Origin of the sequence: Flavobacterium sp. NPDC079362, from assembly GCF_050267765.1 — a bacterium.
Lineage (GTDB): Bacteria > Bacteroidota > Bacteroidia > Flavobacteriales > Flavobacteriaceae > Flavobacterium > Flavobacterium azizsancarii.
Genome location: NZ_JBNNFM010000003.1, coordinates 120,938 through 135,525, shown reverse-complemented (window position 1 = coordinate 135,525; position 14,588 = coordinate 120,938). Strand labels below are relative to the sequence as shown.

Here is a 14,588-nt window from a genome sequence, read left to right as displayed (position 1 = left end):
ATGTCCAGCCTTCTCCAATTACAGCAACTATCCGATTCACTGGAAGGAACACTTTTTTATGACGAGCTTCATAAAAAAATATATGCTACAGACGCTTCTGCTTACAGAATTATGCCTGAAGCAGTTGCAATTCCAAAATCAGAAGAAGATATTGTCAAGATTATTCGTTTTGCAGAAAAAAACAAGATTTCGATAACTCCCAGAACGGCAGGAACTTCCTTGGCGGGTCAAACGGTAGGAAACGGAATAATCGTAGACGTTTCTAAGCATTTTACTAAGATTGTTGCTTTCGATGCTGAAAAGAAAACGATCACAGTACAGCCCGGAGTAATTCGTGATGAACTGAATTTGTATTTAAAACCATACGGTTTATTTTTTAGTCCAACTACTTCGACCACAAGCCGATGCATGATTGGCGGAATGGTGGGCAATAATTCATCCGGAACAACCTCTATACGTTATGGTGTTACGCGTGATAAAATTGTCGAGATAAAAGCGGTTCTAAGCGATGGAAGTATTGCGGTTTTTAAAGACCTCTCTTCGGAGGAATTTATAGAAAAAACAAAAGGAGATTCACTCGAAAGTAAAATCTACAAAACCATTTACGAGGAACTTTCGAATAAAGAAAATCAGGACGAGATTCTAAAGGAATTTCCAAAGCCTGAAATTCACAGAAGAAATACAGGTTATGCAATTGATGCATTATTAAAATCAGAACTGTTTTCAGGAACAGAAAACACGATCAATTTAGGGAAATTACTTTGCGGAAGCGAAGGAACCCTGGCATTTACAACAGAAATTACCTTGAAAGTAGATGATTTACCGCCAACAAACAATATTATGGTTGTGGCGCATTTTCATACTATTCACGAAAGTTTAGAAGCAGTAGTTACAGCAATGAAACATCATTTGTATACCTGCGAAATGATGGATGATACGATTTTAGATTGTACCAAAACGAATAGGGAACAATCTAAAAACAGATTTTTTATTGTGGGAGAACCAAAAGCGGTAATTATGCTTGAAGTAGGTTCTTATATCAGTATGGAAGATGCCGAATTACAAGCTGATGCTTTAATAAAAGATCTTGAAGATAATAATTTTGGATATGCTTTGCCTAAAATTTACGGAACTGATATTGATAAAGTCAATGAGGTTCGAAAAGCAGGTTTAGGACTTTTAGGAAGTATCGTTGGCGATGATAAGGCTGCCGATTCGATCGAAGATACAGCGGTTGAACTAAGCGATTTACCTAATTATATTGCTGATTTTGCCGCCATGATGGAAAGGCATGGACAAAGTGCCATTTATTATGCACATGCCGGAGCCGGAGAATTGCACTTACGTCCGGTTATTAATTTAAAAACAAAAGAAGGACTACACCAGTTTAGAAATATCTCAACCGAAGTCGCTCACTTGGTAAAAAGATACAAAGGTTCGCTAAGCGGTGAACATGGCGACGGAATTTTACGAGGAGAGTTTTTACCTTTTATGATTGGTGATAAAAATTATGAGCTGCTGAAACGAATAAAAAAAGCATTTGATCCCCATACTATTTTAAATGTGGGGAAAATTGTAAATGCTTCTAAAATGGATGAAAATCTTCGTTTTGAAGCAGGCAGGGAAGAACCTGTTATTAGAACTATTCAGGATTTCTCAGATAGTATGGGCATCTTGCGTGCCGCCGAAAAATGCAACGGTTCCGGTGATTGCAGGAAACCGCCATCAGCAGGAGGAACGTTATGTCCGAGTTACCGTGCCACCCGAAACGAAAAAGATACTACTCGTGCCAGAGCAAATGCATTAAGAGAATATCTGACAAATTCTGAGAAAGATAATAAGTTCGACCACGAAGAATTATATAAGGTATTTGAGCTGTGTGTGAGCTGTAAAGCCTGTGCAAGCGAATGCCCGAGTAATGTAGATGTTGCTTCTTTGAAATCAGAGTTTTTATACCAATACCAAAAAGCAAACGGATTTTCTATTCGTAATAAAATATTTGCTTTCAATTCGAAACTGAATGAATTGGGAAGTATCGCTCCGGCCATGACAAATTTTGTAGCCAATTTGCCGTTGGTCAAAAAAAGTATGGGAATCGCTCCTAAAAGACAAGTACCTTTATTAGCACCAACGACTTTTAGAAAATGGTACGAAAAAAACAAAAAGTCAGCAGGAAGTAACTCTTTTGAAAACGGAAAAGTCTATCTTTTTTGTGATGAATTCACCAATTATTATGATGTTAATGTTGGAATAGACGCTTATGAATTATTGACCAAGCTAGGTTATGAAGTTCTTGTAATACAGCATGAAGAAAGCGGAAGAGCTTTTATTTCAAAAGGATTTCTGGAAGAAGCAAAAGAAATCGCCAATAAAAACATAGCCATTTTTAAAGATATAATTTCAGATGGTACGCCATTAATTGGAATTGAACCATCGGCGATATTAACTTTTAGAGACGAATACATCCGATTGGCAAACGACAAGGAAGCTGCCGAAAAATTATCTAAAAATGTATTTACGATAGAAGAATTCTTTAAAAGAGAAATTACAAAAGAAAAAATTCATTCCGGACAATTTTCGGAGGAACAGAAAACAATAAAAATTCACGGACATTGTCATCAAAAATCACTGAGTACTATTGAAGCTTCTTTTGCAATGCTTAATCTGCCCAAAAACAGTTCAGTGACCATTTATAATTCCGGTTGTTGTGGTATGGCGGGTTCATTTGGTTATGAAAAAGAGCATTACGAAATCAGTATGCAAATGGGCGAGGATACTTTGTTTCCAAAAATCCGTACAACTGAACCTACTACAACAATTGCTGCCGCAGGAACCAGTTGCCGCCACCAGATTTTTGACGGAACAAATAGAAAAGCAATGCATCCGGTGACCATTTTAAGAAATTGTCTGAGATAATTTTTGAAGTTTAAATGAGACTTAATTTTCTTTTACCATTAAGATATTAAGTAATTTAAGCTTTATGAACTTAATCTCTTAATGGTTAGAAATAAGGAACTTATTATGACATAATTAATAGCAAGATTTTTATGAAAAAAGCCACTTGCATTTTTAAATGAGACTTAATTTTTTTTTACTATTAAGATATTAAGTAATTTAAGCTTTATGAACTTAATCTCTTAATGGTAAAAATAGGAACTTATTTTGACATAATTAATAAAACAAGATTTTATGAAAAAAACAACCTGCGTCCTTCTTTTAGTCTTCGTATTTTTTTCTGCTAAAGCAGCTAAGGTAGATACTTTAGAAGTTTTTAGCACTGCGATGAACAAGAGTATCAAAACTTGTGTAATAACCCCTGAAGGTTATAAAAAAAGCAGTAAAAAATTTCCGGTTGTTTATCTTCTTCACGGATACAGCGGAAATTATGCCACGTGGGTAAAAAGTTTTAAAGATGTAGGGAAGCAGGTCGATAAATATGGTTTTATAGTAATTAGTGTCGACGGGAATTATTCAAGTTGGTATTTTGATAGTCCTATTGATCCAACTTTTAAATATGAGACTTATATAATCAATGAATTAATTCCTTTTGTAGATAATAAATACAAAACAATTGCAAGTCGCGAAGGCAGGGCAATATCAGGACTTAGCATGGGCGGACACGGCGCATTGTATTTGTCATTCAGGCATCAGGATGTTTTTGGAGTGGCAGGAAGTATGAGCGGAGGAGTCGATTTTCGTCCGTTTCCTGACAAGTGGGATATCAAAAAGCGCTTGGGAACGATTACGGAATATCCTGAAAACTGGGAAAAAAATACGGTTGTCAATATGCTTGAATTGGTAAAAGACAACAAGCTAAAACTGATTATTGATTGTGGTGTCGACGATTTTTTTATTGATGTAAACAGAAATCTTCACACGAAGATGCTTGCCCTGAAAATAGACCATGATTATATAGAACGTCCGGGACAGCATAATATTAAATACTGGGAAAATTCGCTGAAATTTCAATTGTTGTTTTTTGACAATTTTTTCACAGAAAATAAAATTAAGTAAGGAATTGTGTGTTGCTATTTTCGATAAACAATGCATAAAAATTGGTTTGGTTACCTATCCTAACAGGTTTTTATAACCTGTTAGGTATTTTTGCTGCTATTGATAAGAAAGATTAAAAGTTTTTCGCACGACCCGAGCAACAGCGAACAAGCAAATCAATTGCACAAATTAAATCTGCTTGATCTGCTAAATCTGAGAGAAAAAAATTAGCCAAAGATTAAAGTTTTTTAGCCACGAATTAAAGAATTATCACAAATTAAGTCTGCTGAATTTACATGAAGAAAAGTTAGATGAAGATTAGAGAATTAAGCTTTTTTTTAAATTAAGAATTATGATTATTTACGATTGTTCCGCTTCGTTTTTCATTTTGATCAAAAGGAGATTCGAGTGATAGCAAACAGGCGAAGTAATCACAGTATTAATTCGACAAAGATTGACGAAATTAATAAAGGAATTTCTTGTGTGATTTCTCCTTTGTTGAAATGGCAATATTGTGTCTAAGCTTTGCTCCGGATAGCTATCGGCATTGCGGTTAAGCTACCTTGTTACAGATTAAAACTATATTAACTAACCAAAAATAATATTATGAAAAGTCTAAAATTTTTAATTCTGATGTTACTGTTTCAAAACTATGTTTTTAGCCAGCAACCAGCAAAAAGAGAAATGCGGGCAGCCTGGATATCTACTGTCGACAATATAGACTGGCCATCGAAACCTGGTTTGTCAGACAAACAGATGAAAACAGAAATGATCACTTTACTGGATAATTTACGCTCCAATAATCTGAATACCGTAGTTTTTCAGATCCGCCCTACAGCAGATGCTTATTATAAATCAACCAAAGAACCTGCATCATATTGGATCACCGGAACACAGGGAGTTGCTCCAGGTTTTGATCCGCTTCAGTTAATGATTGATGAAGCAGGAAAAAGAGGAATGAGTGTTCACGTTTGGCTCAATCCGTATCGTGTACAAAAAGATACAACCAAAGAAGTGCTTGCAAAAAATCATTTGTATTTTAAGAAACCGGAGTTATTTGTGACCTACGGAAAAACAAGATATTTTAATCCCGGTTATCAAGAAACCAGGGATTTTGTTGCTTCTGTAGTAGGCGAAATAGTCCGTAATTATAACATTCAGGCGATACATATGGATGATTATTTTTATCCTTATAAAATAGTAGGACAAGAGTTTCCTGATCAGGCAGCATTTGCCAGAGAGCCGCGACAATTTAAGGACAAAGACGACTGGAGAAGAGACAATGTCGATTTGATCATCAAACAAATACGAGATACTATAATTGCGAATAACCCGGAGGTCGAATTTGGAATTTCGCCTTTTGGTGTATGGCGAAATATAGCCAAAGATTCAGAGGGTTCAAATACTGTGGCAGGAGCGACAAATTATGATGATTTGTATGCTAATATTTTGAAATGGCAAAAAGAAAACTGGATCGATTATGTAACGCCGCAATTGTACTGGCATATTGGTTTTGACAGAGCTAATTTTGAAGTTTTGGCAAAATGGTGGGCGGCACACAAATACGGAACAAATGTTTATATAGGTCATGGAGATTACAAGATTTCGAATACAGCCAAAGAAGTAGAATGGAGAAGCCCTGACCAGATTGTAAAACAAATAGAGATGATCAGAACCATGCCTTTAATAGATGGTTCAATGCATTTTACGGCTTCTACTTTTCTAAAAAAAGGAGATACGCTGAGAAAAGCTATTACTGAAAAACAATATAAATATATCGCATTAACACCTGAGGCGAATAGAATTACAAGGATAAAACCACAACCGCCTACAAATGCATCGATTGCAGATAAGGGAAACAAAGTAGTGCTTACCTGGAAACCCGGGGCAAACAATCAAAAATTTGTTATCTATAGATTCCCTAAAGGAAAAATAACTGATTTCTCTAATCCTGAGAATATTTATTACGTTACTACAGCTGTAAAATTAGAGGTACCGGATGCTAATTTAAAAAACTACACTTATGCTATTACCGCTTTGAGTGCCACGCAAACTGAAAGTATTCCGATACAATTTTAATAAAATAAAAAGCTATAAAGATGAAAAAAAGTATACTGCTAATTGCCGTTTTCCTGAGCTCGCTGAATGTATTGCAGGCGCAGAAACTGGATATTATTCCCAGGCCTGTAAAGATAGAACAAGAAGATAAGTTGTTTATAATACCTTTATCCGTGAAGATTATTGTAGACAAAAAAATGCAAAAAAGCGCCAGTTATATTGCAAGTGATTTTTTTAAAAATACAGGAATTAATGCAACTGTTGCTACTGGAAGCAAATACGAAAAAAATGGAATATCGTTTTTGATAGATGAAAAATTAGATCTTCCTAATGATGGTTATAAGTTAACTGTAACTCAAAAAGGAGTTCTGGTAAAAGGAAAATCTTCAAACGGAGTACTGAATGGTTTTCAGACTTTATTACAGATTTGTTCTGCAAAAGACGTGAAGAAAGGAACAATTCCGTTTGTGAAAATAGAAGATTATCCTCGCTTCGAATGGCGCGGAATGATGCTGGATTGTTCAAGGCAATTTTTTGATAAACAAACGGTAGAGAATTATATAGATTGGCTGGCAGCACATAAAATGAATGTTTTTCATTGGCATTTTACGGATGATAACGGATGGAGAGCCGAAATTAAATCAATGCCTGACTTAACTTTAAAAGGAGCCTGGAGAGGTCCCGGTGAAGTTTTATTGCCATCATATGGTTCCGGAGATAAACGTTACGGAGGATTTTATACGCAGCAGGATATGAAAGAAGTTGTAGCGTATGCATCTGCCCGTGGAATTGATATCATGCCTGAAATCGAAATCCCGGGACATTCACGTGCCGTAACAGCTTCATATCCTGAAGTAGGATGTGTAACGACTCAGGAAACAAAAAGTGTTCAGGGAGAAGTAAAAAATGTATGGTGTGTAGGCCGCGAAGAAAATTATCAGATTCTGGATTCTATTATTAGAGAATTTTCAGAAATGTTTCCGTTCGAATACATTCATGTTGCGGGCGACGAAGTAAACAGAGCCAATTGGGAGCACTGCCCAAAATGCAGGGCTTTGATGGAAAAAGAAGGATATACAGATACTTTTCAGCTTCAGAATTATTTCTTTAGACGTGTAGAAAAAATAGTAGCAAAATACAACAGAAAAACAGCCGGCTGGAATGAAATTTTAAAAGGAGGAGAGATCAATCCCAATACTTTAATTAGTGCGTGGCAGGGAATAAGCTACGGAATTGAATCGGCTAAAAAAGGATATGAAACAATTATGATGCCCGGGCAATTTACTTATTTCGATATGGCACAGTCTGAAAATGAGCGAGGTCATCGCTGGGCTGCGATTACGGATACAAAAAGAGCGTATTCGTTTGAGCCAATTCCAAATAATGATTTAACTCCCGAACAGCAAAAAATGATAAAAGGGGTTCAGGGTGCTTTGTGGAGTGAATATCTGGACCGCCCTGCGCGATTTATGGAATATCAGAGTTATCCCAGAATTGCTGCTTTGTCTGAAATAGGGTGGACTAAAAAAGAAGATAAAAACTGGGATGATTTTTACGGAAGATTGACACATAGCCATTTACAGCGTTTGGCAAATATGGGAATTGCTTTTAGAGATTTTCCGCCTACAGCGATTTATAAAGACGGAAGCATAACAGTAACTCCGCCTTATGAAGGAGCCATTGTACGATATGATACACAAGGAAATGAGCCTACAAGACAATCGCCTTTGTATACAAATCCAATCAAGACAAAGGATTATGAAAATTACCAGTTCCGTACTTTCTTTAATGAAGTTGTTGCAAGTCCGGCTGTAAAAGTAGAGAAATTACCGGTTGCCAACTGGAATACCTCTAAAGTTGAGGTTTTAAACATTTCGGAGAATATTTCGGAACATATTGATAAAAAAGGCATTTGGTATCTCACATTTGTTCCAACAACAGATGAGAGTATCAGTGGGGCTGTCAGAGCTGTTTCGCTTTTTGAAAATGATAAACTGATACAAACTTTTTCAGATGAAAAAACGTTGAAATCAAAACCTCGTTTGCGATTTTTGATCGAAAATTATAACGATAAAAATACGTATCGTCTGGATTTTACTGTTGAAAATAAAGAAGCAAAAGAATCTTCGGCGAAAGTCAATTTCAATTGTTCTCCTTATTTAGAACCAGAGGTTAAAGTGACTTCATCAATGGCTGAAAATCCTAAATTTCCAATTTCTAATTTAGCAGATTATAACCCGGAGACGTATTTACGTACTGATGTTGCGTGTGCAAATGGCGATTGGATTTTATATAGTTTTACCAACCCTGTAACCACCGCTAAAATTGATGTTTTGACAGGGATTCCGCATCATCCAAGATTTATTATTAATAATGGTTTTGTTGAATATTCATATAATGGAATTGATTTTATAAAAGGTGATGATTTTGATTATGGCAATGCATCAATTTATCCTAAACAACCGGTAAAAGCAGTTAAAATTACGATTACAGGAACAAACAACGAACCTCTTATGGCAGGACAGGATTTAAGAATTAACCCTTAGTAAAAAATGAAAAAAACAGGAATCAGGATCGTACTTGTTATTTTGATACTTTCAGGAATTAGTTTTAGTTCCCTGAAAAAGTCTTTTGACACAAAACAAAATGAAGTTTTTATTGATTCGATGATGAATAATGCCCTCAAAAAAGGTTTTTTTCCGGGAGCTCAAATTATTGTGGGAAGCAAAGATTCTGTTTTTATAGTAAAGAATTACGGCTATCATGATTACTCCAAAAAAGATTTGGTAAAAACAGACGATGTATACGATTTAGCTTCTATGTCTAAAGTTTTGGGAGCAACACTTGTCGCCATGCGTTTAGTAGGAGAAGATAAAATAAGTTTAGAGGATAAATTGGGGGATGTTGTCCTGACATACAAAAATACTCCTATTGCAGATTTAACGCTTTTTGAATTACTGACACATACAACGGGACTAAAATCAGGAATAACTTTTTATAAAAGCCTGTTGTCAACCCCTGACGGATCGCCTTTGTTGAGCAATCAGCAATCGGTAGATTTTCCTGATTTGTTTGATAATATGTATGTAAACAAGAACATCGTTTACGATACAAAATACCTTTCTTTTGAGCCAAAAGACAATTATGTGAGGATCTATAAAAACATGTGGCTGAATCCCGAATTTTATAAATCTGTTTATGACCAAATTGCTGTAGCGAATACAAATAAGCGTGGTCAATATTTGTACAGTGATTTGAATTTGATTCTGGTACAACAAATGATGGAAGCCAAAACCGGTTTAAAACTAGATCAAATGGCGAGAGGAATTTATAACGAATTGGGGATTTCAAAAATTGGATACAATCCGTTGCAATGGACTTCTGAGCAAAATGTAATACCTACGGAGATTGATTATTTGTTCAGGAAAGACACCATAAGAGGATATGTACACGATGAAGCAGCAGCTATTCTTGGAGGTGTTTCTGGAAATGCGGGTTTATTTGCCAATGCACAATCTATCTCTGTGATTTGCCAAATGTTGCTTAACAATGGTAAATATAATGGAAACCAAATTCTAAAAGCAAAGGTTGTTGCGACGTTTACAAAATCGCCTCTTGTCAAAAAAGGAATCTATCGCGGACTTGGTTTTGATAAACGTAAACCGGATGAATTCTTTAAGAAAGATGATTTTGGACATACGGGATTTACAGGTACATTTTTCTTTATAAATCCGGAAAAAAATAGGTTCTTAATTATTCTGACCAATCGTGTCAATCCTACCAGAAGTAATAGATTGATGTATAAAGATGATTTTAGTGCTAAAATTTGGAAACAAATAAATAAGTAAAAAAAAGTTAGCCGCAAATTGCATGAATTTCCATGAATCAATTTCTGATAATTTAAAAAAGTTAGCCACTAATTTCACTAATTAAATCTGCCTTAATCTGCAGAATCTACATAAAAAATTAGTGAAAATTAGTGAAATTCGTGGCAAAAAACTTTTATATTATACCTGTCATAGGTAACTAAAAAAAATAGCCTAATAACAGTTATCAGCGCAAACGATAAAAGTTTTTTCTTTCACGCAAATTCTACCAATTTAAGCAGAATAATACATATTGAAATTTAATTTAAATCTGCTTTAATTTGCACGATCTGCGTGAAAAAATTTGTGCTAATTTGTGAAATTCGTGGCAAAAAAACTTTCATCTCCATAATTATCCGGCATAAAAAAAGCTCCAGATTTCTCTGAAGCTTTGGTATATATAATTCCGTAATAACAAAACCAGACAGGTTCCGTAAGAATGATAAAGGATGTTCTAAAAGTTAGTGTTTACTTTTTTAGAACGATCTGCAATGTGAGAGATCAGCCATGTAACCTGTCCGTCTTTTACAAAATATATTTTTTTAGTTTCCAAATTTGGAATACTTTCAAGGAACATAGCCAATATGTTATTTGCAGAAATAAGGTATTTCTGGTCGTATACATTAAAAACTCTTTCAGCTTCTTTATTGGTTTTCGCAAGGTTACTATACTTGTTGAAATTATTTTTAAGGATTGCATCATAATACATAACGTCTTCTAAAGTCAAAGGAATGTAGTGATCCTTAAGATTTTCGTTATAGTATAGCGTTGCAAAAGCCCATACGGCACCACCGGATAAGTAGATTTTTTCTTTCTTTAGAATTAGAGGATTTGCATCAAGCATTTCTTTTATTCTTTTGCGAAGAACAGTATTAAAATCAAAGGACTTTTCCTGAAATGTAGACATATCATTGACCTGATTTTGATTTACAACCGTTTTTTTGACTGCATCAGTAAGCGACATCGTACCAAAATCAAGTTCAAGAGGTACAAATTCTAATTTGCTGTCAAGGTCATCAATATAACCGCCTTTAGTCGTTTTTGCACCAATATCAAGCAATAAAGCATTAGAATAATCTACAGGAGGTATAGCACCTTTAACAAGCATTTTAGCTTCTTCGTCGATATCTATAATATCAAAATTTTTACTGGTCAGGGTCGAAACTTTATTCTTTAAAACATCGATGTTGCGCGCAGATTCAAAAACCGGAGCGGCAACTATAAAAATGTTTTCTTCAAGAAGTTTAAACTGCTTTCTTACTTTCTTTAATTGATCAAAAATGATGATACTTGTTTTGTTGATATCGTCCTGAGTAAGCTCGCCGTTATCAGTAATGTGTTGGGCAAGATCAATTCTGTCATTCGAGAAATAAAGAATCTTATAATCCGCTTTTTTGATGTTATTAACCTCAAGAACAGAAGTTTTTATTGCTCTTCTTCCGATTTCAATTCCTACGTAAAGGTTTTTTTGAGAAAAGGAATTGATCGAAAAAAATAGGTTTAAAAGAATAAAAAATAAAATTTGGGATTTGTTTTTTTTAAGCATTGGATTTAGTTATTGTTGTAGTATTTGTTTTTGAATATAGGTTGTAAGATAACTTGTGTGGTATTTATGTGAAAGTCATAATTTTAAATTAAAAATAATGGGTTTCATTACAAGATCGCAAATTTATAAAAACATTTACGAACATAAACGCAGTTGCTGGAAAATATAGCATTTAATTAATATGAGGTTTTTTTTAGTGATAACGGTAGGTTGATGTAGTTGCTAAAGTGCTGAAAAAGAATAAATAATAGAAAAGCATTTAGGATTAAAAACAATCGAATAGCCGAGTGTCATGATTAATGTTTTAGATAGTAAATCATTTGTACGACAGAATTTGGATTAAATTTGGTTTTAAAAGTTATGGAGTTGATCTAATTAGTTCAAACTAACTTCGAAGTCATAAAAGGTTTTAATTCTTAAATATAAATTTATTAAAATGAAAAAAATGCAATTTAAGTTGAGAAATAATTTTGGCGAAAAAATAGAAATTTCATTAGAACCAGAAGGAACTATTTTTGAATTGCCATACGAAGAAGCAGTAATTATTGAAATAACGGGTGACGAAAACCCGATTTTAGATTTTCAAATTGATAAAGGAAACGGAAAATTATGTTTTTCGATCTGGCCAGATAAGGGAAGCTATGAGTTATTACCCGATGATACAAATTTGTAATGGATAAACTAATTCCGAAGAATTCGTCTAAAATTTGGGCGCAGTCAAGACCTGACTTTACGCCTTTTTTTATTCTTTTGAATCGTAAATCTGATAAAGTTATTTTTATAAAAGCAATATCAGGTTTAATGTATAAATAGTTTTTTGTGTGTTATCTTAAATGATAACCGAATTACGTAAAAATAGTCTCACATTTGAATTGTCATAATTGTAATTTAATTGGGAAGAAACTAATGGAAGCAAAAGAAATTAAAAACGTAGAATATCTTAGAAAACTAGTGAATAAGTATTTAGATATTTCCAAAGAAGCAGATAATAAAGCAGATTGTAGTATTGAAATCAAGTTTGTCAATTATTATGAGCTTGGCTGTACCATAACAGATATGCTTAAATTATGTATTTTGGCACTGAATCAGGAAACGCCAAGGACTTCAGAAAAAGTCGAAAACCCATCGATTAATGTGGCCCTTATTTTAGAAGTGGTACTTAAAATGTTTCCTATAAATGAATTCGAGCTGCTAACTGAAATTAGTGAATTGGTTAGTGCAGATTCCTTATAGTTTTTATAAAAAAGGACATAAAATAATTGAATAAAAAAAGCTCCGGAGAAATCTGGAGCTACCCTATAGACATAATTACGAGATAAGCACGAGTTTCATTATTTGGCATTAATTTTTTGTAAAATTGATTTCATAAACTTAGTTAACGTAATTAAAATTTGTGCAAATTAGTGAAATTAGTGTTCATAATTGATTTACAATATTGGTCTCTACACAATAAGTTTTATAGGTGTCTTTATATTCAGTTTTACGGAATTTCGGTAGCTTCTCCCATTCCCGCAAAAATGGCTTTTTTAAAGTCCAGTTTAGGCTCATTGATCAAAGTTTCATCTTTTACAATTGCAATATTTACAACCGTTTTATTAGCGCCTTTTTGCAGAGGCTGTTCCTTAAACCTTCCGCCTACGATAAGATAATCAGTTTTTAATTGAGGTTTTTTATCTCTTTCTTTATAGTCAAGAGTTTTATCCAGTTTTACTAAATAGTACTCGCTTCCGTCTGCAGCATCTAATTGTTTTACTATTTTTCCTGAAACTTCATCAGCACCCGGAGAATAATCTTCTAATCCATTTTCGCCATAAATGGTATTGAGCTTAATCGAAAAGAGCGCTTGATTTGAGTCATCCAGTTCTCCTATTTCTATTGGCGTTAAGTCTAGATTTTCAGTTTTAGATTTGTTTTGACATCCTGATAAGACTAAAAATAAGGATGCTATTATGAGGGTTTTATTCATAGATTTTTGATTAATAGGTTGTCTTGGTTGTGATTATGATGAATTAAATTTGTTTATATAAAGAGTAAATATAAACAAAAAGCTTTGGGTTTTTTTGAAGCGTTGTTTAAAATCCAACAAAATTATACTGGATATTCATAAGTATATTATTGATTTTTAATAGTGTAGAAAACCACGATCCTTGTTATTGTTTATATGAAAAAAACAATATATTTGAACAGCATATCTTACAAATGTGCAGTAAGAAATAAGAATAATAAAAATGGGATACCTAATTGGATTTTTAATAATTGTAATTACAGTTGGAGTCTTGATTCGATCTAAAGCAACAAGGAAGAAAAAAGTAATCATATTTTCTGTAATTATTTTATTAATGCTATTGCTGCCTTTTATTTTATTGTTTTTGGCCTTCGCAACCCGAGCTGAATTTAAAGATTAAACCGAATTGAAATGAATAAATTATTTGCACTTTTTATATTAATATTCTCCTTGCAATCTTGCGAAAATAAAACTGGAAAAAAGATTAAGGATTCTCATCAAATAAAAGAGAAAGCAGAAGAATGGACAAAAGAACAGGAGGAAGAACTTGCAGGAAGTTTATCAGTAAAATTTGATAATGATAGTTTAGTTGATAATTTTAATATCTTATACAATGAAGATGAAATAGTGCAGAGTGTACTTTCAGTTTATTTGTCTTCGCAAAAGAAAGAAGTCAAAATTAATCTGCTAAATAATAGCGTTCTGTATAATAATAAAGAATCGACTTATTATACATTCTTTACAATAAACGAAAAAAAGATATGCATAGTAACCATACAATATGCTGATCAGGAATCGATCCCGAATATCTCTGGAGAAAAGAAAGATCTGGTCGAAAAAATAAGATTAAGATTTAATAATCAAAATCATAAAATTCAGATAATTGGCTATGAAGTATCTTATCAGAAAGATACAAAAAGCATCACTAAATCTTTTAACTTCATTACCGGGAAATATACAGCGACCAGAAAAATTGATGGAAAAGCTTCTACTGTAGATGGTTGGTCTGCAGAATTGGAAAATATTTATACTGAAGATTGGAATTTTCCATTGGTACGTGATAAAATTTTTTGGTTTGGAGAAGAAGTGGAATAAAACAAAATAATCTCGATTTGAATTA

Annotated in this window: 10 protein-coding genes; 8 read left to right on the top strand and 2 right to left on the bottom strand. The window is 33.6% G+C overall.

From position 1 onward, the window contains the following. The 5 genes from ACQKCJ_RS04520 to ACQKCJ_RS04500 all read left to right on the top strand — a co-directional run bounded on the left by ACQKCJ_RS04520 (position 1) and on the right by ACQKCJ_RS04500 (position 9,899). A complete protein-coding gene (locus ACQKCJ_RS04520; protein WP_427401480.1) occupies positions 1–2,916 on the top strand; it encodes an FAD-binding and (Fe-S)-binding domain-containing protein in 2,916 nt (971 codons plus the stop codon). A 273-nt stretch (positions 2,917–3,189) separates the two neighbouring features. Further along, positions 3,190–4,014, top strand: coding sequence for an alpha/beta hydrolase (locus tag ACQKCJ_RS04515; protein WP_427401479.1), 825 nt, complete (start codon positions 3,190–3,192; stop codon positions 4,012–4,014). A gap of 585 nt (positions 4,015–4,599) precedes the next feature. Continuing rightward, positions 4,600–6,072, top strand: a complete 1,473-nt coding sequence (locus ACQKCJ_RS04510) for a glycoside hydrolase family 10 protein (protein WP_427401478.1) — start codon at positions 4,600–4,602, stop codon at positions 6,070–6,072. Positions 6,073–6,092: 20 nt separating this feature from the next. Continuing rightward, positions 6,093–8,597 carry a beta-N-acetylhexosaminidase gene (locus ACQKCJ_RS04505; protein WP_427401477.1) on the top strand — a complete coding sequence of 835 codons (2,505 nt, stop codon included), beginning with the start codon at positions 6,093–6,095 and terminating at the stop codon, positions 8,595–8,597. 6 nt (positions 8,598–8,603) lie between these two features. Then, a complete protein-coding gene (locus ACQKCJ_RS04500) occupies positions 8,604–9,899 on the top strand; it encodes a serine hydrolase domain-containing protein (protein ID WP_427401476.1) in 1,296 nt (431 codons plus the stop codon). A gap of 472 nt (positions 9,900–10,371) precedes the next feature. Here the strand turns inward: ACQKCJ_RS04500 and ACQKCJ_RS04495 are convergent, their stop codons facing one another. Then, entirely contained in the window at positions 10,372–11,463 is a 1,092-nt protein-coding gene (locus ACQKCJ_RS04495; protein WP_427401475.1) for an exopolyphosphatase, read from the bottom strand. Between the two features lie 436 nt (positions 11,464–11,899). On the opposite strand from ACQKCJ_RS04495, the gene ACQKCJ_RS04490 reads away from it, so the two are divergent. After that, entirely contained in the window at positions 11,900–12,136 is a 237-nt protein-coding gene (locus tag ACQKCJ_RS04490) for a hypothetical protein (RefSeq protein ID WP_427401474.1), read from the top strand. 233 nt (positions 12,137–12,369) lie between these two features. Beyond that, complete coding sequence (locus ACQKCJ_RS04485; protein ID WP_427401473.1) at positions 12,370–12,696, top strand: hypothetical protein; 327 nt, start codon at positions 12,370–12,372, stop codon at positions 12,694–12,696. A gap of 247 nt (positions 12,697–12,943) precedes the next feature. On the opposite strand, the gene ACQKCJ_RS04480 is transcribed toward ACQKCJ_RS04485, so the two are convergent. Further along, the gene (locus tag ACQKCJ_RS04480; RefSeq protein ID WP_427401472.1) at positions 12,944–13,429 is read right to left on the bottom strand and encodes a hypothetical protein; all 486 of its coding nucleotides are present in this window, start codon (positions 13,427–13,429) and stop codon (positions 12,944–12,946) included. Positions 13,430–13,879: 450 nt separating this feature from the next. On the opposite strand from ACQKCJ_RS04480, the gene ACQKCJ_RS04475 reads away from it, so the two are divergent. Continuing rightward, a complete protein-coding gene (locus ACQKCJ_RS04475; protein ID WP_427401471.1) occupies positions 13,880–14,563 on the top strand; it encodes a hypothetical protein in 684 nt (227 codons plus the stop codon). Positions 14,564–14,588 lie beyond the last annotated feature (25 nt).

Coding starts and splice junctions, on each gene's coding strand:
- ACQKCJ_RS04520 (WP_427401480.1), top strand. CDS start 1: ATGTCCAGCCTTCTCCAATTACAGCAACTATCCGATTCACTGGAAGGA.
- ACQKCJ_RS04515 (WP_427401479.1), top strand. CDS start 3,190: ATGAAAAAAACAACCTGCGTCCTTCTTTTAGTCTTCGTATTTTTTTCT.
- ACQKCJ_RS04510 (WP_427401478.1), top strand. CDS start 4,600: ATGAAAAGTCTAAAATTTTTAATTCTGATGTTACTGTTTCAAAACTAT.
- ACQKCJ_RS04505 (WP_427401477.1), top strand. CDS start 6,093: ATGAAAAAAAGTATACTGCTAATTGCCGTTTTCCTGAGCTCGCTGAAT.
- ACQKCJ_RS04500 (WP_427401476.1), top strand. CDS start 8,604: ATGAAAAAAACAGGAATCAGGATCGTACTTGTTATTTTGATACTTTCA.
- ACQKCJ_RS04495 (WP_427401475.1), bottom strand. CDS start 11,463: ATGCTTAAAAAAAACAAATCCCAAATTTTATTTTTTATTCTTTTAAAC.
- ACQKCJ_RS04490 (WP_427401474.1), top strand. CDS start 11,900: ATGAAAAAAATGCAATTTAAGTTGAGAAATAATTTTGGCGAAAAAATA.
- ACQKCJ_RS04485 (WP_427401473.1), top strand. CDS start 12,370: ATGGAAGCAAAAGAAATTAAAAACGTAGAATATCTTAGAAAACTAGTG.
- ACQKCJ_RS04480 (WP_427401472.1), bottom strand. CDS start 13,429: ATGAATAAAACCCTCATAATAGCATCCTTATTTTTAGTCTTATCAGGA.
- ACQKCJ_RS04475 (WP_427401471.1), top strand. CDS start 13,880: ATGAATAAATTATTTGCACTTTTTATATTAATATTCTCCTTGCAATCT.